This is a genomic window from Solirubrobacter ginsenosidimutans (genome assembly GCF_027587205.1).
In genome coordinates this window covers 70725-93673 of sequence record NZ_JAPDOD010000014.1, presented here as the reverse complement: position 1 = coordinate 93673, position 22949 = coordinate 70725, and the positions used below count along the sequence as shown (strand labels likewise).

The 22949-nt window shown below is 70.2% G+C and carries 20 protein-coding genes and 1 tRNA gene; 8 read left to right on the top strand and 13 right to left on the bottom strand.

Annotation, left to right across the window (positions count from 1 at the left end; all coding sequences use genetic code 11):
* The first annotated feature begins 72 nt into the window (after positions 1-72).
* A complete protein-coding gene (locus OM076_RS16050) occupies positions 73-951 on the top strand; it encodes a hypothetical protein (RefSeq protein ID WP_270041015.1) in 879 nt (292 codons plus the stop codon).
* Here the strand turns inward: OM076_RS16050 and OM076_RS16045 are convergent.
* Genes OM076_RS16045 through OM076_RS16035 form a run of 3 tightly spaced genes read right to left on the bottom strand, consistent with a single transcriptional unit; the run spans position 868 to position 2254 of the window.
* Positions 868-1347 carry a DUF6691 family protein gene (locus OM076_RS16045; protein ID WP_270041014.1) on the bottom strand — a complete coding sequence of 160 codons (480 nt, stop codon included), beginning with the start codon at positions 1345-1347 and terminating at the stop codon, positions 868-870. The genes OM076_RS16050 and OM076_RS16045 overlap by 84 nt on opposite strands.
* Positions 1344-1796 (bottom strand): YeeE/YedE family protein, encoded by a 453-nt coding sequence (locus OM076_RS16040; protein WP_270041013.1) that lies wholly within the window; start codon positions 1794-1796, stop codon positions 1344-1346. Before OM076_RS16040 ends, OM076_RS16045 begins: the two co-directional genes overlap by 4 nt.
* Before the next feature lie 32 nt (positions 1797-1828).
* Positions 1829-2254: a GFA family protein gene (locus OM076_RS16035; protein WP_270041012.1), complete on the bottom strand. Its 426-nt coding sequence runs from the start codon at positions 2252-2254 to the stop codon at positions 1829-1831.
* 92 nt (positions 2255-2346) lie between these two features.
* Between OM076_RS16035 and OM076_RS16030 the strand changes: the two genes are divergently transcribed.
* Together OM076_RS16030 and OM076_RS16025 are read left to right on the top strand one after the other, a co-directional pair.
* Positions 2347-2781, top strand: a complete 435-nt coding sequence (locus tag OM076_RS16030; protein ID WP_270041011.1) for a hypothetical protein — start codon at positions 2347-2349, stop codon at positions 2779-2781.
* Positions 2782-2805: 24 nt separating this feature from the next.
* Positions 2806-3321 carry a hypothetical protein gene (locus OM076_RS16025; protein WP_270041010.1) on the top strand — a complete coding sequence of 172 codons (516 nt, stop codon included), beginning with the start codon at positions 2806-2808 and terminating at the stop codon, positions 3319-3321.
* Here OM076_RS16025 and OM076_RS16020 read toward each other — a convergent pair.
* Together OM076_RS16020 and OM076_RS16015 are read right to left on the bottom strand one after the other, a co-directional pair.
* Complete coding sequence (locus OM076_RS16020; RefSeq protein ID WP_270041009.1) at positions 3293-4081, bottom strand: HpcH/HpaI aldolase family protein; 789 nt, start codon at positions 4079-4081, stop codon at positions 3293-3295. The two genes, OM076_RS16025 and OM076_RS16020, sit on opposite strands and share 29 nt — an antisense overlap.
* A gap of 112 nt (positions 4082-4193) precedes the next feature.
* Positions 4194-7748, bottom strand: a complete 3555-nt coding sequence (locus OM076_RS16015) for a PKD domain-containing protein (protein ID WP_270041008.1) — start codon at positions 7746-7748, stop codon at positions 4194-4196.
* Positions 7749-7848: 100 nt separating this feature from the next.
* On the opposite strand from OM076_RS16015, the gene OM076_RS16010 reads away from it, so the two are divergent.
* Entirely contained in the window at positions 7849-9300 is a 1452-nt protein-coding gene (locus tag OM076_RS16010; RefSeq protein ID WP_270041007.1) for a calcium-binding protein, read from the top strand.
* Here OM076_RS16010 and OM076_RS16005 read toward each other — a convergent pair.
* The 3 genes from OM076_RS16005 to OM076_RS15995 are packed head-to-tail and all read right to left on the bottom strand — an operon-like array spanning position 9284 to position 11958.
* On the bottom strand, positions 9284-10120 hold the full coding sequence (locus tag OM076_RS16005) for a class II glutamine amidotransferase (protein WP_270041006.1): 837 nt from the start codon (positions 10118-10120) through the stop codon (positions 9284-9286). The two genes, OM076_RS16010 and OM076_RS16005, sit on opposite strands and share 17 nt — an antisense overlap.
* Positions 10121-10180: 60 nt before the next feature.
* Positions 10181-10993: an ABC transporter permease gene (locus OM076_RS16000; protein WP_270041005.1), complete on the bottom strand. Its 813-nt coding sequence runs from the start codon at positions 10991-10993 to the stop codon at positions 10181-10183.
* Positions 10990-11958: an ATP-binding cassette domain-containing protein gene (locus tag OM076_RS15995; RefSeq protein WP_270041004.1), complete on the bottom strand. Its 969-nt coding sequence runs from the start codon at positions 11956-11958 to the stop codon at positions 10990-10992. The genes OM076_RS16000 and OM076_RS15995 overlap by 4 nt, the downstream gene beginning before the upstream one ends.
* Before the next feature lie 72 nt (positions 11959-12030).
* On the opposite strand from OM076_RS15995, the gene OM076_RS15990 reads away from it, so the two are divergent.
* Complete coding sequence (locus OM076_RS15990) at positions 12031-13146, top strand: endonuclease/exonuclease/phosphatase family protein (RefSeq protein ID WP_270041003.1); 1116 nt, start codon at positions 12031-12033, stop codon at positions 13144-13146.
* An 87-nt stretch (positions 13147-13233) separates the two neighbouring features.
* On the top strand, positions 13234-14412 hold the full coding sequence (gene efeO / locus OM076_RS15985; RefSeq protein WP_270041002.1) for an iron uptake system protein EfeO: 1179 nt from the start codon (positions 13234-13236) through the stop codon (positions 14410-14412).
* Here the strand turns inward: efeO and OM076_RS15980 are convergent.
* From OM076_RS15980 to OM076_RS15960, 5 genes are all read right to left on the bottom strand, one after another.
* The gene (locus tag OM076_RS15980; RefSeq protein WP_270041001.1) at positions 14409-14873 is read right to left on the bottom strand and encodes a GNAT family N-acetyltransferase; all 465 of its coding nucleotides are present in this window, start codon (positions 14871-14873) and stop codon (positions 14409-14411) included. The genes efeO and OM076_RS15980 overlap by 4 nt on opposite strands.
* Positions 14870-15853: a diiron oxygenase gene (locus tag OM076_RS15975; RefSeq protein ID WP_270041000.1), complete on the bottom strand. Its 984-nt coding sequence runs from the start codon at positions 15851-15853 to the stop codon at positions 14870-14872. Before OM076_RS15975 ends, OM076_RS15980 begins: the two co-directional genes overlap by 4 nt.
* Positions 15850-18060, bottom strand: a complete 2211-nt coding sequence (locus tag OM076_RS15970) for a class I tRNA ligase family protein (protein ID WP_270040999.1) — start codon at positions 18058-18060, stop codon at positions 15850-15852. Before OM076_RS15970 ends, OM076_RS15975 begins: the two co-directional genes overlap by 4 nt.
* A gap of 41 nt (positions 18061-18101) precedes the next feature.
* Positions 18102-18311, bottom strand: a tRNA-Leu gene (locus OM076_RS15965).
* A 48-nt stretch (positions 18312-18359) separates the two neighbouring features.
* Entirely contained in the window at positions 18360-19139 is a 780-nt protein-coding gene (locus tag OM076_RS15960; protein WP_270040998.1) for a LysM peptidoglycan-binding domain-containing protein, read from the bottom strand.
* 212 nt (positions 19140-19351) lie between these two features.
* On the opposite strand from OM076_RS15960, the gene OM076_RS15955 reads away from it, so the two are divergent.
* On the top strand, positions 19352-20332 hold the full coding sequence (locus tag OM076_RS15955) for a DUF4232 domain-containing protein (RefSeq protein WP_270040997.1): 981 nt from the start codon (positions 19352-19354) through the stop codon (positions 20330-20332).
* A 430-nt stretch (positions 20333-20762) separates the two neighbouring features.
* On the top strand, positions 20763-22919 hold the full coding sequence (locus tag OM076_RS46115; protein WP_270040996.1) for a PKD domain-containing protein: 2157 nt from the start codon (positions 20763-20765) through the stop codon (positions 22917-22919).
* Positions 22920-22949: the final 30 nt, after the last annotated feature.

Here is a 22949-nt window from a genome sequence, read left to right as displayed (position 1 = left end):
ATCGGCGGCCGGCGGCGCGAGGGTCGAGTTTCTCGAGTTGTGCTCGAGAAACTCGACGCTCGATGGGCCGGTGTGCTCGTCGCACTCGTGCTCGCCGGGTGCGGAGGGTCGTCCTCGCCGCCCGCGCCTGACGCGCGGACGTCCGCACCCGACGTGCGCACCGCCACCCCGACCGCGACGCCCCGCCCGCCCGCGCTCTGCACGACCCTCAAGGCGCGCAAGGTCGGCACGGTCGACGCGCCCGCCGCGACCGAGCTCTCCGGTCTCGCGCGAGCCGACGACGGCACGTTCTGGACCCACAACGACTCGGGCGACGTTCCGCGCGTCTTCCAGCTCGACCAGCGCGGGCGCCTGGAGCGCGAGGTCGCCGTCACCGGTGCCGAGGCGGTCGACTGGGAGGACATCGCCCTCCGCAAGGGCACCCTCTACGTCGGTGACATCGGCGACAACCTGCTGCAGCGCCCGAACGTCACCGTCTACCGGTTCGCCGCGCCGCCGGCCTCCGTCACCAGCGTCGCCGCGCAGCGGATCGACCTGCGCTACACCGACGGCGCCCACGACGCGGAGACGCTGCTCGTCGACCCGAGCAGCGGCGCGCTCACCGTCGTCACCAAGGATCTCGGCGGCAACTCCGGCGTCTACGTCGCGAGCCACGGCAAACTGCGCAAGAAGGCGACGCTGCGCCTCGGCGCCGGGCAGCTCGTCACGGCCGGTGACGTCTCCGGCGACGGCCGCACGATCGTCCTGCGCACCTACGACCGCGCCTTCGTCTACACGCGCAAGCCGGGCGAGTCGCTCTCGCGTGCGCTCAAGCGCGCGCCCTGCACCGCCCAAGCCGACCTGCTCGACGAAGGCCAGGGCGAAGCGCTAGCGCTCAGCCAGAACGGCCGCGCGTTCTACACGGTCCCCGAAGGCGCCCGCCCGGCCCTGCGCCGGTACGCGCCCCGCTGAGGCGCGGCGCAGGAACACCCACACGCCGAGCACGACACCGGCGGCGGTGGCGAAGCTCCAGAACACGCCCTGTCCGACCTGCGCGGCGATCGGGCCCGGGCATGCGTCCGCGACCGCCCAGCCGATCCCGAACAGCACCGACCCCACCACATGCCGGCGCTCGGGCGCGACGGTCGTCCAAGCGACCGGTTCGCCGGTCAGCACCGCCCGCGCCTGCAGGACCTTCAACACCCGCAGGCCGATGAACGCCGTCAGCAGGGCGGAGATGAAGAAGAGGAAGAGGTAGGAGTCGCGGAACAGCAGCCCGTCGCGCAGCACGTCCGGGTCCGTCATCCCCGACCACGACAGCGCGAGGCCGAAGACGAAGCCGATGACCAGGGCGACGAAGCGCTTCACGTCAGCGCCTCGATCGCGAAGCTGACGACGATCGCGGTACCGAAGAACGTCGCCGTCGCCACCAGCGAGGCGGGGGAGAGGACCGCGTTGCCGGAGAGCCCGTTGCCCGAGGTGCACCCGCCCGCGGTCTTCGCGCCGAAGCCGATCAGCGCACCCGCGCCCAGCAGCACCGGCACGATCACCCACCGGCTGCCGCCGGTGAACGTCGAGGTCAGCCAGCCGTAGCCGTCGAGCCCCGCGCCGAAGATCCCGAAGACCACGCCGCCGGCGAGGAGGCCGATCAGCAGCCACCCGCGGGTGTCGAGGCGCGCCGAGCGCGACGACATGACCTCGACCGCGTTGGACCAGGCGCTGGTCGCCCCGAGGCGCTCGTTCAGGAGCCACCGCATGGCCACCACGCAGAGCCCGACCACCGGCCCACCCACGTACCACGCCAATTGCTGGTGCACAGCAACTGACGATAGCTGATCGGGTTACATGGTTAATCGCTCTCGCGGGTCTCGGGATAGCGCGGAAGGCCGTCGTCGGGGATCGGCGCCCAGTCGGGCGCCGAGGACAGCCACTGCCGCCAGCGCGGAGCGATGCCCGGGTCGCCGTCGAGTGCCCCGAACCGCACGCCCACGACCCCGTCGGAGCCGAGGTCGCCGGACCACACGTGACCCCCGCATACACCGCAGAACGACTTTGGCAACCCGGTCGCCGGTCGCCAGGTGCGCAACTCACCCGCACCGGCAAGTATTTCGACTGCCGACGCGCCAACTATTCCGTTCGTCGACCAGGCGGTCCCGGTGCGGTGCTGACAGCGGTGGCAATGGCAGTAGCCGGCGGTCGTGAACTCCGCAATTACGTGGAAGCGGACCGCCCCGCACGCACAGGAGCCCGCGAGTGGCGCTTCGGGCGATGGCATGCAGCGGAGCTTACTTCCGGTACGCGGACTCGCCTTGCGGGTAGTAAGCGCTTGTCCCAACGGCCCCTGCGGCCGATACCGTAGTTACAGACATGCACAACGCGCGGATCGACACCACGCAGGGCCTCGACGGCGAAGCCGTCGTCCTCGCCGTGTTCGATCTCCCCGACGAGGAGATCGCCGCGTCCGCGCACGCCGTGAAGGCCTTCTCGGGCGAGCGCTTCCGCAATGTCGAGCTCTCGATCGACGACGTGCTCGAGTTGCGCGAGCTGACCGCGCTGGCCGACGAGCTCGGCGACCTCGTGCTGCGCCCCGGCGTGAGCACGCTCGTGATGCGCCCCGCCCGCCTCAACGCGTGGCGAGATGCGCTGACCTACTTCGTCGAGTCCCGCGACGAGCAGGGCTGGATGCGCGACGAGGACCGCGAGCCGCTCGCACTCGTCCGCGGGCTCCTCTGGCCGCTGGGCGACCTGTGCGCCGACGCCATGCGCGCCGCCCTCAGCCCGCCCACGTCGCAGCCCCTCTAAGGGAATTGGCATAGTGCCGCTCGGATGAGCGGCAGATTCGCCACGCCACGGCGACAGACCTGGGCGGACCGGATTCTCTCCGGGTCGGGCAGCGTCTACGGCACGATTCTCACGAGCTCGCTGCTCGTCTCGCTCAGCTCCGGGGAGCGCGGCAACGCCTGGGTGATGATCGCGGCGCTGGCGATCGCCGAGAGCGTCTTCGCGCTCGCCCACGCGTGGTCCGCGCTGCTGATCGAGGGGCACGCCCGGGCGCGCCTGCCGGGGCCCGCCGAGCTCGGGCACGCGCTCGGGCACGAGTGGCCGCTGGTCAAGGCCAGCTTGCCCGCGATTGCGATCCTCCTGCTGGCGGCGATCGGGCTGATCGGTGTCGACACCGCGGTGAACCTCGCGCTGGCCGTGAACACCGCCGTCCTGTTCGCCGGCGGGCTCGCGCTGGCCTGGGTCGCCGGCCTGCGCGGGCTCAAAGCGCTCGCGGTCGGGCTCGTGGCGTGCGTGCTCGGCCTCGTGCTGATCATCCTGAAGATCTGGGTGCACCACTGAGCGTGCGCAGCGACTCCACGGCGCTCTTGGCCGCCTGCATCATGAAGCCGCCGTCGGAGCCGAGGGCGATCATGCGGAACCCGTCGGCCAGCGCCGCCGGCACCTGATCCACGGACGTCAGGAAGATCCCCGCGGTCTTGCCGGCCGCCGACGTCGCCGCGACGACGCGCTCGATCGCGACGCGGAAGCGCGGGTCGTCGAACTGCCGGAAGATGCCCATCGAGTAGGAGAGATCCGAGGGCCCGACGAAGAGCACGTCGACACCGTCGACCGCCGCGATCTCCTCGCAGGCCTCGACCGCCTCCGGCGACTCGATCTGCGCGATCCCGAGCGTCCGCGCCCGCGCCGTCGCGATCGGATCGGGATCGGTCCCGAACCGCGCGCCGCGATGGAAGAACGCGATCCCGCGCGAGCCGGGCGGCCCGTAGTGCAGCGCCGACGCCCACGCCTCGGCCGCCTCGGCCGAGTTCACCTGCGGGCACATCACGCCCTCGACGCCTAGGTCGAGGGCCCGCGCCGTCCGCCCGCGCACGTCGGACTCGACCCGCACCAGCGCGTGCACGCCCGCGGCGGAGGCACCGAGCAGCTGAGCGTGCAGCAGCGACTCGTCCCCGCCGCCGTGCTCGAGGTCGACGAGCAGCCAGTCGAAGCCCACCAGCCCGAGCGACTCGGCGGCCAGCGGCGATCCGAGGGTCAGAAAGGTGCCGAACAGCGTCTCGCCCGCGGCCAGGCGGGCCTTCATCGGGGTCTCTGGCGTCATAGGCGCCCCAACCTACCCACCCGCGGCTCGATCAGGTTCGCGCTCGCGACGCGAGCGTCGAGTTTCTCGCGCTCTGCTCAAGAAAGTCGACGCTCGCTCACCATCCCACGGGTCACTCGTTCGCCAGCACCCACAGCTTCGTACGCGCGGTGACCTGGCCGGACGTGATCGTGAGCAGGTACGTGCCGGGCTTCAGGCGCTTGCCGCTGCGCCCGGTCGCCGCGACCGTCATGGTGTTCGCGCCCTTGCGGACGGTGACGCTCTTGTTGGTGAACGGCGAGTAGACGCCGGGAACGCGCTTGCCGTCCGGGTGGGGCCGCCCGTGGGCCGGCGGGCACTTGGACGCGCCGCCCTTGCCGGACAACCGCTGGAGGCGGAACTTCACCGGCCCGGCGATGGCGAGCGAGAAACGCACCTTCATGGTCTGGGTCTTGGCGATGCGAGCGCGGAGGTCGTCCGCGCGCAGGCAGCGGGGCGTGATGCGCACGCCGGTGATGGCCTGCTGGAGGCTCGCCGGAGTGGTCGGCGTGGACTCCGGGGCGGGGGCCGGCGTGACCGTCGGCGCGGGCGCCGCGGGCAGCTCGGCGACGGTCAGGTCATGGCGGGCGACGGGGCTCTTGGCGCCGTCGCTGTCGGTCGCGAGCAGCGTGATGCTCTTGGCCCCGGACGTCGTGTACGTGTGGGTGACGGTCTTCTCACCCGCGCCCGTGATCGGCTCGGTCGTGCCGTCGCCCCAGTCGAGCACCGCCGTCAGGAGGTCGTCGCCGACGTCCGCCGTGCGGATCGTCAGCGTCGTCTCGCCGTTGGAGGCGACCGCGTCGGGGCCGGTGATCGTCGCCGTCGGCGCGGCGTTGGTGACGTGCAGCGTCGCCGTGTACTCGTGGCGGCCGCCGTCGCGGTCGAGGATCGCGCCCTTGATCGTGTGCGTGCTCGGGCCGTCGGTCGTGGGCACCACGACGGACGCGGTGCCGGGAGTGAACGTTCCGTCGCCGTCGACGTCCCACTCGTAGCTGAACCCGGCGGCAATGTCTGCGGCGGAGACGTCATCGGCGGCGGTGAACTCCAACGTCGCGGGCGCGCTCTCGGAGACCGTGACGTCGGCCAGCGTCGCGGTGGGCGCGACGTTGTCGACCGTGATCGTCTTCGTGTAGGTGCTGACGCCGCCGTCCTTGTCGATGACCGCGGCCTTGACGGTGCGGCTCACGGGTCCGTCGGCGGTCAGCGCCGCGGGCAGCGAGACCGCCGCCAGCGGCGACGCGGTCGCGTAGTCGAGCGTGCCGACGTCGTACGTCCCGTCGTTGTCGAAGTCGTACGCGTACTTCATGCCCGCGGCGCCGTCCGCCGCCGAGGCGTCGGTGACGCCCGCGAACGAGATGTCGGCCACGTCGCCCTCGTCGACGGTCGCCGGCGCGGTCAGCGTCGCCGCCGGGGCGACGTTCGTGACCGTGACCGTCGCCGTGCGCACGGTGAAGCCGCCGTCCTTGTCGATCACCCGGACACGGATGGTGTGCGTCGCGGGGCCGTCGGCGGTCAGCGCGGCGGGGAGCGTGGCCGTCGTCGCGGTGGACGCATTGGCGTAGGTGACGGCGGTGTCGTCGGTGGCGTCGTCGTTGAAGTCGTACGCGTAGCGCACGGCGTCGCCGCCGGCGTCGGCCACGTTGGCGAGCCCGACCGTGGCCGTCGAGCCCTCGTCGACGGTGACGTTCGCGAGCGTGCCGGTCGGCACGACGTTGCGCACCGTGACGGTGGCGGTGTAGGACGAGAAGCCGCCGTCCTTGTCGATGACGGCAGCGCGCACCGTGCGCGTGACCGGGCCGTCCGCCGTCAGCGCCGCGGGCAGTTGCGCCGTGGTGGCGCTCGACGCGTTGGCGTAGGTCAGCGAGCCGATCTCGTAGGTGCCGTCGTTGTCGAGGTCATAGGCGTAGCGCACGGCGTCGCCGCCGGCGTCGGCCACGTCGGTCAGGCCGACCGTGGCCGTCGAGCCCTCGTCGACGGCGACGTTCGCCAGCGTCCCGGTGGGCGCGGCGTTGTTGACCGTGATCGCGGTCGTGTACTGATGGCCGACGCCGTCCTTGTCGAACACCACCATGCGCACCGTGCGCGTGCCGGGGCCGTCGGCGAGGAAGGACGCCGGCACCGTGGCGGTGGCCGACGTGGTGGCCGTCGCGTAGGTCGAGCCGCCGACCTCGTACGTGCCGTTGTTGTCGAAGTCGTATCCGTAACGGAAGCCCGCGGCGGTGTCGACCGATGACGGGTCGTTGACGCCGGTGAACGAGACCGTCGCGGTCGAGCCCTCGGCGACGGGGCCGCTGTTGCCCACCGTCGCGTTCGGCACCGCGTTGTTGACGGTGACGGTGGTGGCGGCGGAGGTCGTGGTGAGGGAGCCGTCGGAGACGCGCACGCGGACGGCGGCCGAGCCCGGCCCGTCGTCGAGGCCGAGCGCGTCGAGTTGCGCCGTGGTCAGGGTGGGCGAGGCGCCGGTCGCGTCGCCGTAGGTGCCGTCGCCGTTGACGTCCCACGAGTAGGTCAGGGGATCGTTGTCGGCGTCCGTCCCGGACCCGGCCAACGTCAGCGCGCTGCCCTCGGTGAAGCTGTAGGGACCGCCCGCGTTCGCGGTTGGCGCGCGGTTGGGCGTGACCGTCGTGAACTGCGCGTCGCCCGTATAGCTCGTGCCGGCGGCGTTGGTGGCGAACGCGCGGAAGGTGTACGTCGTCCCACCGGCGAGGCCGGGGGCGCTGACGGCGAAGGCGCCGGGCGTGTCGCTGGCGCCCGCGTTGACCTGGGTCACGCCCGCGCCGCCGATCACCGGGTTCGCGCACGTGCAGTACACAACGCCGCGCTGGCTGATCGTGGCGCCGCCGGTCGAGGTCATCGTGCCGCCGAGCGTCGCCGAGTTGGTCGTCACGTTGCTGCTCGTCGGCAGGGAGACGACGGGCGCGGTCGTGCCGGTGGTGGCGCGCAGCGCGACGAAGGAGAGGGCGAACGGGTTGATCCCGCCGGTCGGGTTCGTCCAGCGCCAGACGATGCCGGCGTTCTGCGCGAGGTTCGCGCCGGTGTTGCCGCTGCGGGAGGAGCCTGCGCCGCGGATGGTGCCCTGCGACGTGCTCCAGTTCATGTCGGCGACGACGAGGTCGATCGAGCCCTGCGCGGTGATCGCCGTGGTGCCGGACGCGGGGGCGAGCGTCATCGTCCCGAACATGCCGTCCTTGGTCACCGTGCCGTTGGTGACGAAGCTCGCGGAGTTGCCGCCGGTGTTCTGCTGACCGGCGCCGCCGTTGATGATCGGCGCCGCCTGGTCGACGCCGGCGAACACGGTCGCGCCGGCGATCACGGGCGCGGCGCCCGACACCGTCACGGTGACCGTGGCGGTGCCGGCGTTGGGTGCGACGAGACCCCAGGTCTCAGAGCGCACGCCGCTCTCGGTCGCCTGCTGCTGGAGCGTGAGCACCTGCGGGCCGTAGGTCACCGAGGAGACGGTCACGGCGTTGGTCGTCGAGACGCCGACGGCCAGGTAGCGATTGGCGGTGGCCGGGACGGTGAGCGCGAACGAAGCGGTCGTGGTTCCGGTGGACGAGCCGGAAGCGACGGGTGAGACGTCGGCCGCTGCGGCGGCCGGAACGACAAGCGAAATGATGAGCGCGATCAGCGCGAGGACTCTCCGGGGCATTGGTGAGGACCATATTCGCCTGTCGACGCGGTCAACATCATCCATCCGGCTAGGGATATCCCTGATGTGCTCAAGTCCGCCGGGCCGGAGCATGGCGTCCATGAGATTGACCAAGCCCCTCCTGGCGACGCTCGCGGCGGTCCTGCTGGTTCCCGCGGCGGCGCAGGCCGGAACGCTGTCCTACGAAGGCGACACGCTCGTCTACCGCGCCGATCCGGGCGCCCGCGACTCGCCGTCGCTGGACAAGGGCGATCAGGGCGAGCTCACGTTCTACGAGGACAACCTCAAGCTGGCGCCGGGTTGTACGCAGGAAGACCCGTCGTTCGCGGCACACTGCCCGATGCCGGCCAAGATCCGGCTCGAGCTGGGCGATGGTGACGACTCCAACGGCTTCGGGTCGAGCTTCCCGCAGAACGTGCACGTGGACATCCTCGGCGGCGACGGCAAGGACATCCTGCAGACCTACGGCTCGGCGGGGACGACCCTCGACGGCGGCGCGGGCAACGACACGCTCAAGGGCTGGGACACCGACGAGACGCTGCTCGGCGGCCCGGGCGACGACGAGATCAACGGGTCCGGCGGCGCCGACCACATCGAGGGCGGCGACGGCAACGACTCGATCTCGCCCGACACCTACCACGACCCGGCCAACGACTACGTCGACGGCGGCCCCGGGATGGACGTCGTCGACGACTGGACGATTCCGAGCAACGACTACAACCCGCCGATCTCCGTCTCGATGGACGGCGTCGCCAACGACGGCCGTCCGGGCGAGACCGACAACGTCGTCAACGTCGAGAAGATCGAGTCCCACGTCTCCGGCACGCTCGCCGGCGGCCCGGGCGACGACATCTTCACCGTCTACGCGAACCTCGACGAGGGCAACTCGGCGCTGATCGGCAACGGCGGCAACGACAAGCTGACCGCCGGCGACTACCAGGACACGCTCGACGGCGGCCCGGGCAACGACGTGCTGATCGGCGGTCTCGGCAACGACACGATCACCGGCGGCCCGGGCCAGGACACGATCAACGGCGACGCGACGGCGTCGACGTGCGGGCTCTACTCCTGCAAGGTCCCGTTCGGCAACGACACGATCAACGCCCGCGACGGCGAGGCCGACACGATCGACTGCGGCGTCGGCCAGGACACGGCGATCGTCGACGCGATCGACATCGTCTCCAGCTGCGAGACGGTCGACGTGGCCGGCGGCTCTCCCACGCCCCCGCCGGGCGGCGGCCCCGCTGGACCGGTCGCGACCGTCACCGGCAAGCTCTCGATCAAGGCGATCGCGTCCAAGGGGCTCGGCGTGAAGGTGCCGTGCGCGACCGCCTGCAAGGTGTCCGTCTCGCTCGTGGTCAAGAAGAAGACCGTGGCGTCGGCCAGGAAGACGCTGCTCAAGGCGGGCGACGCGAAGCTGACCCTCAAGGTGAGCAAGAAGTCGCTGAAGGCCTTCAAGAAGCTCAAGAAGGCGTCGGCCACGCTGAAGGTGACCGTCGTCGGCGCCGACGGCAAGGCGTCCTCCGCGAAGACGCTCAAGCTGAAGAAGTAGGTGCGAACGGGACCTCGGCGTCGTCTCCGGGCTGGACGATCAACGCGGTGCCGGCGGGCACCTCGCGCCACAGCCCGGGGAGGTCGGTGAGCGGCTCGGAGACGATCACGCGCGCTTCGTCGGAGAACATCGCGAAGCGCTCGTCGTCGGGGTAGAGGGCGCGGATCGCCTTCGCGTCCTCGCTGACGAAGAGCGAATTGACGACCGGGCCGCTGGCGTAGCGCGCCGCGTACAGGCGCTCGCCGTCGCTGACGGCGATCGTCATCTGCAGCGGCTCGGCGATCCCGTGGCGGTGGCCGGTGGCCTCGACGAAGCCGGCCGTCCGCTCGAGCGCGCCGAGCGGATCGTCCGCGAGGCCGAACGTCAAGGCGAGGAAGAACATGAGCTGCGAGTCCGTGGTCCCGTCGATCGCCGCGAACAGCGACGGGTCGACGGCGAGGATCAGCTGGCGGCGCAGCTCGAGGTGCTTGTCGATGAACCCGTTGTGCTGGAACAGCCAGTTGCCGTGGCGGAAGGGGTGGCAGTTGGTCTGCTCGACCGGCGTGCCCGTCGCGGCCCGGACGTGGCCGAGGAACAGCGGCGAACGGATGTGGCCGGCAAGGTCGATCAGATTGCGGTCCGCCCAGGCGGGCTGCGTGCTGCGGTACAGGCCGGGCTCGCTGCCGTCCCCGTCGTACCAGCCCAAGCCGAAGCCGTCGGCGTTCGGATAGCCGCTGGCGAGGCGGTCGCGGCGGCTCTGCTCGACCAGCCCGTGCGGCGTGTCGTACAGCAGGATCCGCGGGCGGATCGGGTTGCCGAAGTAGGCGATCCATCGACACATGCCTGCAACCTACGCCGGCGGGGGTGAGCCGGCATCGCCCGGCGAGGATGTGGCTGCGTCTCAGCGGCGGTACAGGCGCACCGTCAGCGGGGCGAAGATCGCGGTCAGCGCGACCGCGGTGGCCAGCACGATCGCGAGGTCACCCGCCTCGGCGTTGCCCTCCATCAGCCCGCGCGACACGGTCGCGAGGATGCTGATCGGATTGACCTCGACGAAGGCCTCGAGCGCGGCGGGCAGCGTGCTCGGGTCGACGAAGACGTTCGACAGGAACGTCAGCGGGAAGATCGCCATGAAGCCCGCGTTCATCACGGCGCTCGGCGAGCGCAACAGCAGGCCGAGCGTCGTGAACACCCAGCTGAGGCCGAACGCGAAGACGATGGTGACGGCCAGCGCGGCGAGCGCCCCCGGCACGCCCGCGTCCGGCCGGTAGCCGAGGATCACACCGAAGACGATGATCACGATGCCCGCCACCAGGTAGCGCACGGTGTCACCCAGCAGCGCGCCGAGGAGCGGCGCGGGCTTGGCGATCGGCAGCGACCGGAAGCGGTCGATCACGCCCTTGGTCAGATCGGTGTTGAGCGCGACGCCCGAGTAGACCGTCGTGAACAGCACCGACATCACGAGGATGCCGGGGAGCACGTAGTCGAGGTACTCGCCGGTCGAGCCCTCGATCGCGCCACCGAACAGGTAGGTGAACATCAGCAGGAACATCACCGGCGTGATCGTCACGTCGAGCAGCTGCTCCGGGACGTGGCGGACCTTCAGCATCCCGCGCCAGCCGAACGTCAGCGCGGCGCTCGCGGCGGAGGCGCGCGGCGGCCGCGGCGTGGAGGCGAGCGCGCTGCGCAGGGAGTCGTTTTCGAGCGTGCTCATGCCGTGGCCTCCACGGGCTCGTCGTCGGTCGGGTGGCCGGTGAGGGCGAGGAAGACCTCGTCCAGGCTCGGCTGGCCGAGCGTGAAACCGGCCAGGCCGATGCCCTGCTGGGCGAGCGTGGCGACGGCCTGCGCGCCGCGCTCGGCGTTGGCGCACGGGGCGGTGAGCGCCGACGGGTCCGGCTCGCGCTGGGCGGCGCCGAGCTCGCGCTCGAGGATCGCGCGGGCGTCCTCGCGCTGCTCGGGGTCGAGCAGCCGCACGTGCAGGGCGCCCGAACCGACGCTCGCCTTCAGCTGGCTCGGCGTGCCCTCGGCGATCACCTTGCCGTGATCGATCACCGCGATCCCGTCGGCGAGCTGATCGGCCTCGTCGAGATACTGCGTGCAGAGCAGGATCGTCGTGCCCGTCTCCTGGAGGGCCCGCACGATGTCCCACACCTGGTTGCGCGAGCGTGGGTCAAGGCCGGTGGTCGGCTCGTCGAGGAACAGCAGCTCCGGTGTGACGACGATGCTGGCGGCGATGTCGAGCCGCCGTCGCATCCCACCGCTGAAGTGCTTGACCAGCCGGCCGGCGGCTTCCTCGAGGCCGAACGCCGCGAGCAGCTCGCCCGCGCGGGCCTTGGCGGCCGCACGCTTGAGGCCGAGCAGCCGGCCGAGCAGGACGAGGTTCTCCCGGCCGGTCAGGTCCTCGTCGACGCTGGCCAGCTGCCCGGTCAGGCTCACGAGCCCGCGGACGGCATCGGCGTGCGCGACGACGTCGTGACCCAGCACGCGGGCGGAGCCGCCGTCGGGCGCCAGCAGCGTGGCCAGCATCCGGATCGTCGTCGTCTTCCCGGCCCCGTTGGGCCCGAGCACCCCGTATACGGAGCCGCGCCGGACTGCGAGGTCGACCCCGTCCACGGCCGGGACATCGCCGAAGGTCTTCACGAGGCCGGAGGCCTCGATCGCGAGATTGGAAGGTGTCATCGCGGGGTGTGACTCCTTTGCGGCTGAAAACTCATCGCGTACTCATGAAGGTAGCTGGGATAGGTTCTCTCGATGCCCAGGAGATTCGTGTTCGCGTTCGCGGCCGCTGCCGCGCTGCTCGGTCCCGCGGCGGCGGAGGCGGCCAAGCCGCCGGAGGTGACCGTGATGACCCGCAACCTGTTCCTGGGGGCCGATCTCGCGCCGGCGATCAACGCGCCCGACATCCCGACCGCGATCGACGGCGCCGGCACGGTCTGGAACGAGCTGCAGAGCACGAAGTTCCCCGAGCGGGCCGCCCCGCTGGCGCGCGAGATCAAGGCGTCGGGCGCGGATCTCGTGGGCCTGCAGGAGGTCGCGCTGTGGCGCAAGCAGACGCCGTCGGACGGTGGGGCGAAGCCGATCAGCCCGCTCGCCGGCGCGACGCCGGCCACGGCCGTCGAGTTCGACTTCCTCGCCCTGCTGCAGTCCGAGCTCAAGAAGGCGGGCGCCAAGTACAAGGTCGCGGTCGTCCAGAACGAGTTCGAGGCCGAGTTGCCGGTCGACGCCGACCACGACGATGCCACCGGCACCGGCCCGCTCGCGAGCTTCGGCGCGGACTTCGACGCGCGCCTGACGATGCGCGACGTGATCCTCGTCCGCACCGGCAGCAAGGTGAAGGTCGGCAAGGCCCGCACCGGCCATTACAAGACCCGCTACGAGCCCAGCGTGGGCGGCATCAAGATCCCCGTGGACCGCGGCTGGACGTCGGTCGAGGCCAAGGTCGGCACGCGCGCGTTCCGGTTCCTCAACACCCACCTCGAGGCCTTCGGCGACCCGAAGATCCGCGAGGCGCAGGCCAAGGAGCTGACCAAGGGCCCGCTGAAGACGAGCGAGCAGGTGATCCTCGTCGGCGACCTCAACTCCGGCGACGCGCAGGACCACGAGCCCGAACAGCCGGGCGACGAGCTCGCGTTCAAGGCGCTCACGAAGTTCGGCTTCAAGAACAACGGCGCGCGGCAGTCCTGCTGCTTCAAGAGCCTGTTCGACCCTGCCGGCGTCTTCGACCACACCGTCGACCACGTGCTGTCCAAGCCGGGCCTGAAGACGGTGAAGGCATCGGTCACCGGCCACGACGCCTCAGAGCGCACGCCGTCGGGTCTGTGGCCGTCCGACCACGGTGGCGTCGTCAGCCGGGTGCGGCTCCGCTAGCGGCAGAAACTAGCCGCTTGCGCGTGGCCGTTCTCATGCCTTTTCGCTAGCGTCTTAGGCCACCCTAAGGACGGGAGTCAAGCGTTGTTGTCCACGGTCAGTTTCGTCTGGTTCAAGCGCGCTGCGCGCGTCGTGCCGCTGTGCGCCGTCGTGCTCGCGAGCTGCGGCGGCAGCGACTCGGCGACGCCGAACGCCCAGTCGACCGCATCGGGCAGCAAGCCGGCGGCGACGGGTGGCGGAGGCCCGAAAGCGGTCGAGATCAAGCTCACCGACGCGGGCTGCGATCCGGCCACGATCAAGCTCGACGCGGGGCGCACGACGTTCACGATCACGAACGCCGGCACGGGCCGCGTGAGCGAGGCCGAGGTGCTGAGCGGCGCGCGCATCCTCGGCGAGAAGGAGAACCTCGTGGCGGGGCTGTCGGGCTCGTTCACGCTGGACCTGCAGCCGGGTCAGTACTCGCTGTCCTGCCCGGGTGGGACGACCGCGGCGACAGGCGTCGTCACGGTCGGCGGCACGGCGGCGGCGGCCTCGAGCGACCCGCTGCTGGAGGGGGCGGTCACCGGCTACCAACGCTACGTGACGACGCAGGCGAAGGAGCTGGTCACGCGGGTGCAGTCGTTCGTCGCCGCGGTCAAGGCGGGTGACGTGGAGAAGGCCAAGGAGGAGTTCGCGGCCGCGCGCGTGCCCTACGAGACGATCGAGCCGGTCGCGGAGAGCTTCGGCAACCTCGATCCGGACATCGACGCGCGCGTGAACGACGTCGAGAAGGGCCAGAAGTGGACGGGCTTCCATCGCATCGAGCAGGCGCTGTGGGAGAAGAACTCGACCAAGGGGCTCGAGCCGATCGCCGACAAGCTGCTCGCCGACGTCAAGACGCTCCAGACCAAGACGCTGTCGCTGACCTACAAGCCGGACGAGCTGGCCAACGGCGCGAACGGGCTGCTCGACGAGGTCGCCACCTCAAAGATCAGCGGCGAGGAGGATCGCTACTCGCACACCGACCTGAGCGACTTCGAGGCCAACATCAACGGCGCGCAGACGACGTTCGGGCTGCTCGCTCCCGTGTTGCGAGCGAAGGACGCGACGCTGGCGAACGACATCAACACGCGCTTCGACGCCGTGCAGCAGGAGCTCGCGACGCTCAAGCAGGGCGACGCCTACCCGAGCTATGACACCGTCGACGACGCCGAGCGCAAGCAGCTCAGCGTCCTCGTCGCCGGCCTCGCCAAGCCGCTGGCGAAGATCTCGGACGCGCTCGGCTAGAGGTCGCGGTAGTAGTAGCGGTCGGGCCCGGGCGGCGGCAGGTCCGGGCCGCGTGTCCAGCCCCGCCGCTCATAGAGGCGCACCGCTTCGACGTAGAGCGCCCGTGTGCCGAGGCTGATGCGCTGGTAGCCGCGCTCCTTCGCCACGGCCTCCGAGCGCGCCAGCATCTCGCTCCCCAGACCGATGCTGCGAAATTCCGGCTTCAGGAAGAGCTTCGACAACTTGATCTCGGTGTCGCTGTAGGGCGTCAGGATCGCCGAGCCGATCGGCTCGCCGTCGACCTCCGCGACCAGCTGCACCACGCCGTCCGCGGCCGCGCCGAACGCCATCACGTCCGCGTCGGAGTCATCGGGATCGGCCGCCACGTGGTACTCGTTGAGGATGTCGAACACGAAGCGCCGGACCGGTCGCCCGTCCTCCGGGCGCGCGTCGCGGATCGTCCAAGTGCGTTCGGCGCTCATGGCCATAGCCTGCTTGCCTCCAAAGCCTCTGCGGTACGGGGATCGTCGACGACGCCGACGCGTTCGAAGTGGCGGATCGTCGCTTTCGACGACGCGCGGATGCCGGCGCTGACCGTCGCGGCGGGGTACGACTCGGTCATCACCTGATCGATCTGCTCGGCGGTCAGCCCGCACGCGCGGAGGTTCCCCGCGATCGCCACGAAGTCCGGTTCCAGGAAGGCGAGGATCATCTCGGGCAGGAGCGGGCCGATGAGCGCTCGCTGCGTCTTGTTCAGGCGCGGCCAGGTGAACTCGAGCAGGCGATTGAAGTAGGCGTGGTGCCGGCCCTCGTCCTGGGCGTGGTCGGCCACGAGCTCGCGAACGGCCATGACGACCCGCGGGTCCTCCGGGATGTCGTCGAGGATCGCCGAGATCAGCGTCTCCGAGACGATCGTGAAGAAGATCATCACGAGCCGCTGCTCGTCCGGCACGAGGTCCAGCTGGAACCCCTTCAGCTTGCGGAAGAAGTTCGGCTCCTCGAAGACGCTCGGCCCCACGCCCGTCTTGACCGCGACCTGGCGCCCGAGATCGTCGGAGAACTGCGCGTGCCACGCTTCGTCGGTGTAGATCTTGTAGGCGTCCTCCACCATCGTCTCCGGGAGGTCGAAGCCGGAGCGGCGCCGGCTGATCATCGCCGTGACCGGGTTGACCGCGCCGACCTCGAGCTCGGACGTGAACTCGAGGTAGGTGTGCAACTGCTGGATCAGCACGCGGTTGACGGTGTCGGCGCCGAGCCCCTGTACGAGCGCGTGTTCCGAGACCGGGACGAGCTCGGGCGGGAAGTACACGAGCCCGCTCGGCTCTTCCTCCTCGATCGCCCGCCGCGGCTTCGTGCGGACGCTGGACCGCGAGTGCCAGCTCCTGAACGGGCTCGTGTACGCGGCCTCGGCGATCCCGATCGACCGCACGCGCGGGAGGGGCTTGCGCTGGGGCGCGCTCATGCCACTACGGCAGCGGACTCCGGCCAGCCCGCGTCGGCCACGAACCCTTCGCTCCCGGACCGCGCCCAGAGCTCCTCCGCGATGTGCGGGGCCACCGGCGCGAGCAGCCTGACCAACAGGCAGAGCGCGTACACGATCGCGTCGCGGTCCTCGGGGGTCAGCTCGCGACGGGCCACGACGCGCGTCTCGAAGTCCTCGATCCGCTCTAGCAACGACACCAGGTTGCGGGTGGCGCGGTGCATGTCGAGTCGCTCGTAGTTCTCGGTGGTCTTCCTGGCCGCGGTGTCACACCAGCCCGCGAGGCGCCGGCGCAGCCCGTCCGAGAGGTCGAGCTCCGGCGGCGGGCTCGAGGCCGCGCCCAGGCGAGGCTCGGCGTACGTCCAGAGCCGCCGCAGGAAGGAGCGCGAGTAGATCAGCAGGCTCTCGTCCCAGGTGAACGCCTTCGCGGGCGCGGCCGCGTGCAGCATCGCGAAGCGCAGCGTGTCGGCGCCCATCTGCTCGACGATCTCGTGCGGCGCGACCGTGTTGCCGAGGTGCTTGCTCATCTTGCGCCCGTCGAGCTGCACCATCTCGTGCGTGTAGGTCGCGCGGTAGCACTCGCCGTCCGGCAGCCAGGTGAAGTGGCCGAGATCGCGCAGCATCTTCGAGATCGTCCGCTGATCGAGGACGAACTGGCCGGTGTCGGCGCCGTTGATGTACCACTCGACCGGGACCCAGCGCTGGAGCTCGGGGTGGGTGAGCAGCGAGTGCCCGCGGTCCGCCGTCGGGGCCGGCAGCGGGTACTGCTGCGAGCCGGCGTCGAAGTGGCAGTCGAGCGTGTCCGTCTCCCGCTGCGCCGGCCCGCCACACGCCGGGCATTCGCAGTCCAGGAAGTCGGGCCGCTCGAGGAGCACGTTGCCCTCGGCGGTGACGGTGAGGTCGTCCGGGAGGCGCACGGGGAGCTGGTCGAGCCGCAGCGGGACCGTCCCGCAGGCGTCGCAGTGGACGATCGGGATCGGGGCGCCCCAGGCGCGCTGGCGCGAGATCGGGAAGTCGCCGGCGCGGAAGCGCTTCGCGGGCCGCGTGACCAGCGGCTCCTTCTTGCCGCGCCAGACCGCGCCATGCCGCAGCGCACCGCCGCCGGCGGGTTCCGTGCGCTGCGCGAAGATCGCCTTGTCGGTCCGGTCGACGGACGGGATCCCGAGCACCGCCGTGGGGCCGAAGCGCGCGTCGACCGAGGACGAGATCAGCACCGGCAGGGGGCGGGGGATGCCGGGCACGAAGACGGAGAGGCTCGTCTCGATGACGGTCACCTCCTCGAGCTTGCGGTCATCGCGCTGCCAGCCGGCGTCGCGCAGGCCGGCGAGCTGCTCGCGAACGCCCGGCGCCTCCGTCCAGCTGTCGATCTCCGGGTGGTTGGGGGAGAGGAGCGCGAACTCGGCCGCCTCGACGGCGTCGTCGCCCGCGTGCGGCGTGAACAGAAGGAGCTGCTTGCCGTCCAGCGTCTTGCCATCCAATTCCACGCCGTCCACACGTCCGAGCACGGAGCGCTGCGCGCCGATCGCGCCCTTGTTCCACGCGGTGAGCTCGGCGAGGCGCTGGTCGTTCTCCTCGGCGTAGGCGCTTCCGCGGACGTACCACTGTGACCGCCGGACGAGCCGCACCGGCCCGTGGCAGCGCCAGCATTGGCCGCCCTCGGTCTGCGCGCGGGCGAGCACCGTCTTGCAGCTGTCGCACCAGTCGATCGAGCCCTCGCGCTCGTAGATGAAGCCTCCCTCCAGGAGCACGAGGAACAGCCACTGCGACCAGCGGTAGATGTCCTCGTCGCAGCTCATGAAGGTGCGCGACCAGTCGAACGAGAAGCCCAGCGCGTCGAACTGCTCGCGCATCCGGGCGGCGCAGGTGTCGACCCACTCCCGCGGCGGCAGCCCGTGCTCGAGCGCCCCGAGCTCGGCCGGCAGCCCGAACGCGTCGAAGCCGAGCGAGTAGAGGACCGAGTCGCCGCGTGCGCGCCGGAAGCGGGCGTGCGCGTCGCCGATCGAGTAGCTGCGGACGTGGCCCATGTGCGCGGCCCCCGACGTGAACGGGTGGCTGTTGAGTACGTGGACGTCCTGGCGGCCCGCGACGGGCTCGGCCGGCGTCTGGAACGCGTTCGCGCTCCTCCAGGCCTCCTGCCACTTCAGTTCGATCGCCGCCGGGTCGTATCCCGACGCCGGGGAGGCTTCCAATGTGTCAGTTATCTCCATTGGCTCCTGACTCCAACTAACGATGCGCCCGACGGGACTCGAACCCGCATCTAACGGCTTTTAAGGCCGCGGCTTTTTGACAACGATTTTGATCTGAGATCCCCAGTGCGACCCGGAAACTGCGGCGATCAAGTCGCCGGCACGCGCCGAGGCGGCGCCGGCTCGAATGACTTGCACGCTGGTTGCCCTCAGCATCGACTCTCGCCACCGTTCACCGGTTAAGCTACGGACGCGTGCGTACGGCAGAGACTGCCGCTCAATACTAGGCCCGGAGGCCTTGGTTACTTCAGCCGCAGCCTGAGGCCGGGGAAGATCAGGTCGGGGTTGCCCGAGCCGATCCGATCGGCGTTCAGCTGCCACAGACGGTCGACCTTGAAGGCCACCTGCGCGATGCTCGCCGACCCGCCGAACAGGCCCTGAGCGATGGCCCAGAGGCTCTGGCCTGGCTGGACGACGCGCGTGGGGCCGCCGTCGCTGCCCGAGCTAGTGCGCTGGTCTGCGTTTTGGTCTTCCTTCCCTCCCTTCTTGTCCGAACCGTTGCCGCTCCCCCGGTGTGCGACCGTCACCTTGAAGGTGAACGGCCGACCCGAGGGGGCGTCTAAGCACTGCAGCGGGCCGGATAAGAAGATGTCGGCGTTGGTCATCGCGATCACGTAGCCGCCGTCCTGGGGCGCCGGCTCGAAGCGCTGGACGTCCTTCGCTCCGTCGCGCGACGAATCCACGGGGTTCAGAATTGGTGTCGTGGCCCCCACGCTGAGGTCGTCGGCCCCCGGCAGGTAGATGATCTGGCACGGTGGCGTGTCGTCGCCGGAGGACTTCGTCCGGATCGTGATCCGGTCGCCCTTGACGAAGGATGCCGAGTAGAACGCCACGGAGTAGCCCGAGTAGAACGCGCCGTCGTACAGCTCGCCCTTCACGGTCGTGCCGAACGTGAGTTCCGGCGCCTCCGCGATCGTCTTGCCGCCCTCGGCGTACGCCGCCGACGTGCCGCCGGTCAGGCACGCGGCGAAGCAGAGCGCGACCAACGCTCCCGCCACGAGCCGGACCACAAGCCGACCCATGTGTCCCCTCCTCTAGGTGACCACACATCTCGGCGAGAGGGTAGAACGAAAGACCGCAAGTCGCCACCGACCCAAAAGGCGAGAACTCACCGTGTGACAGTGAGATGAGAAGAGTAGGTAAGTGAGATGAGAAACGCCGCGCGGGCCTGTGGACAGATGTCATCACAGAAATGCGTCCCGGGCGTCGTGACCGCCGTCATAATGGCCCGCCGATGCGCTCGAAGCTTGTAATCGCGCTGGTCGCGCCACTGCTCCTGATGGCCGGGTGCGGTGGCTCCGGCAAGGACGCCGCCCCGAAGTTCGACGGGCCGGTCGTGCCGTGGGCTTCGGACCAGCCACCCGAGTTCGCCGCGCGCGCCCCGGTCTCCGCTCCGTGCCAGGCGGCCGACCTGGCCCCGCACGGACAGGTCGATTTCGAGGCCTACGGAAACGGCGGAGCGATCGCCGTGATCGCCCTGCAGAACAAGGGCAAGCAGGTGTGCCGGCTCGAGGGGACACCGCGCGTGAAGCTCGTCAAGGACGGCGGACCGAAGCAGGTCAACACCGCCCTTCAGCGTCCGCCGCTGATCTTCCCGGACACGGCGTATCCGCTCTCGGACCTGCTCGCGATCAAGCCGGGCGAGTACGTCGGCGTGACGGTCACGTGGACGAACTGGTGCGATCCGCAGATCCCCGGCAAGACGCGCGTGCCTCCCAGCGCCGTCCGCATCACCCTGCCCAACGGCACCGGTCACGTCGATGCGGACTACAACGCGGTGCCGCCGTGCAGCGATCCGAAGAGCCCGTCATCGCTCGGCGTGTCGCCGTTTGAGACCGCGAAGGTGCAGGCGCCGCAGCCGTGGACGAGCGGGTCGGTCACGGCGTCGGTCCCGGATCAGCCGGTGCACGCGCGCAGAGGCGAGATGCTCCGCTTCAACGTCGTGCTCAAGAACACGTCACGCGTGCCGGTCACGTTCGATCGGTGCCCGTCGTACGTCCAGCAGCTCGTGCCCATGGGCCAGGTCGACGTGCACGTGCTCAACTGCGCCGCCGCGAAGCCGATCGCCCCCGGGAGAAGCGAGGCGTTCGCCATGGAGATCCGCGTTCCCAAGAACGCGCCGGTCGGCGGCAACGGCCTCTTCTGGGCCTTGGACGCGTTCGGCGGCAAAGCGCCGCAGATCAACGCGCGCGCCACGATCGACAGCGGCGTTTAGCCGCGGGCCGTTTCTCATCTTCGGGAGTGTGGAGAGATCCACACACCCACAGGGTCTAGGACGTGTTGCTCATGCCCCTTCGCGCGTGCAGAATGCCCGCGATGGAGAGGAGGGTAAGGACGGCATCGTCGCGAATCGGCGACCGTTCGCGGAGGTCTGGTCCGCGGCGGATGCCTTCGAGGTCAACGACGACGTCCGTCCCCCCACTCCTGTCCGGAAACAGGTAGGCCCACGCGCGTCTCGCCCGTGAGCCCACACATCCGATGGTCCTTTCGCCAGGAGGTTCCATTTAATGCAGGTGCTTCGCAAACTGAAGCGACGTAAGTCGCTTCCTGTCGCTGCGTTTCTAGCGACAGCGGGGGCGGCGGTCTTGGTCGCCAGCGGTATAGCGCCGCCGGGGGCAAGGTCAGCCACCGGGCAGGTAGCTCCGGTGATCGACCCGACCTACATGTACGGCCAGTTGTTCAACATGGGCTACGACGACGTCTACCGCGTGTCGGGGGCGGACGGAGACCCGCGCAACTTCGCCGATCCGTACAACATCCCGTCCACCATCAACGGGTGGCAGGAGTTCTGGAAGCAGTGGAAGACCCAGCTGACCGACACGTCGGCCATGGGCGACGTCGCGAAGTTCGCGACGGTCTCGGACCACTACTTCCGCCGGTCGCCTGAGCAGCGGACGAACCCGAACTACTCGTTCGACCCGAACTACAAGTTCGACTCCGACGACGCCGAGGTCACGATCCCCGGCGCCGGGTGCCCGGGCTCGCGCGTGCTGATCGCCGCACACGGCGACCTCGCGCCGGTCAGCCCGACGATCGTCGGCGAGATCAACAACCCGACCGGCTCCACGGCTGCAGCCGACGGGTTCGGCGCGGCGCGGCGTCACATCACGCTGAGCAACCTCTCCAACGGCGGCGCGTACGACGACACCTCCGGCGTCGCGATGACGATGGCCGAGTACCAGGCGCTGCTGCGCTGGTACGCCGCGAACGGCACCTATCCCTCCAAGACCTTCAAGGTCGCGTTGATCGACGCGGACGCGGGTCGGGCGAAGGACGGCACCTACATGCGGGAGGGTTCGGAGTACTACACGAAGAACCTCATCCCGAAGGGCCCGCAGGGCCAGTACGCGATGTTCGGCATGATGAATGCCAACGGCGCGAGCTACCCCGCGTACCACCTGGGCACCGCCCACTACTGGAACAACACCACAGGCGGCGGCGTCGGCCCGTGGCACACGTTCATCACGGACACCCCGTCCGCGGCGAACCAGCTGTATCCGGACACGGCCGGCGCCATCGCGGCCAACAGCTCCGCGATCTCCGCGTTCGACGGCGACCTCAAGAACGCCGTGACCGGCGGCTTCGCACAGCAGAGCGCGAAGTACAACGGCTCGATCAAGCAGGAGAACCCGCTCCGCTACGACGCTTCCGGCTCCGCGCCGGGCGCGCTCCCCACGCCGACGACGCCGGAGACCCCGACCGTTCCGGCCTACACGCCGGCCGAGCAGGCCCAGTACTCCGCGGTTCACCCCGCCGGTACGGCCCCCGAGGCGCAGATGCTCTCGACCGAGGATCCCGCGGCTTCGTTCTGGAAGTCGGGCATCCCGGGCTTCAGCGTCGGTGGCGTGCAGGACACGAACTCCGTCGAGAACCCCTACCCGACCACGACGAGCGACGCCGTCAAGGCGACGCCGATCATCCAGCACATGGGTGGCACGTCGCTGCAGATCGGCAACGAGTCCAGCCTCGTCGGCGGGATGTCGACGGCTGCGGCCGCGACCGCCGTCGGTGACACGAACGTGAAGGTGGCCTCCGTCGGCACCGCCACCGCGCCGCTGTATGTCGCGGGTCAGCCGTTCGTGGTCGACACCGGCCAGAACGTCGAGGTCGGGCAGATCGCGACCGTCGGCACGGCCGGCGCCACCGGCACCGGCATCACGCTGACCGCGCCGCTGAAGTACGCGCACGCCAGTGGCGTGCCGTTCCGCGTCGACGAAGGCCAGCCTGTCGGCCTGACCGGCGACTCGGTCGAGCACCTCAACATGTGGGCCTCAGGCGCTCCGCACGGCGTCGACGACGAGTCGCAGCCGACGGAGGAGCTCATCCGCGCGCTCGAGCTGCCGGCGACGTACACCGCGCTGCTCGTGAGCGATTCGAAGTACGCCGGCGCGGTTGCCGCGCCGAAGGGCACCGTCGCGTACTTCGAGACGACCCCGGTCAACCCGACGGACACCAAGACCGTCAGCTTCGACGCGAGCTTCGCTCGCAACGCCGACGGCACGACCGACGGCCTGACCTACTACTGGGACTTCGGCGACGGCACGTCCGCCACCGGCAAGACCGTGTCCCACACCTACACGGCCGCTCAGTGGGCCGACGTCAAGCTCGTCGTGGCCAAGGGCTCCGACGACTCCGCCTGGGGTGTCTACCGCCAGGCCCTCGCGGTCAACAGCCCGACGGGCTCGGCACCCGCGACGCCCGCCTGCGGCACGCTGTCCACGGCGGAGCGCAGCACCCTGATCACGGCCGCGAAGGCCGCCGGTGTCACCGGCGGGTCCGCGCCGGCAAAGGAGGTGCACTAGTCATGCGTGCCCTCTCATCTGTGAGGAAGG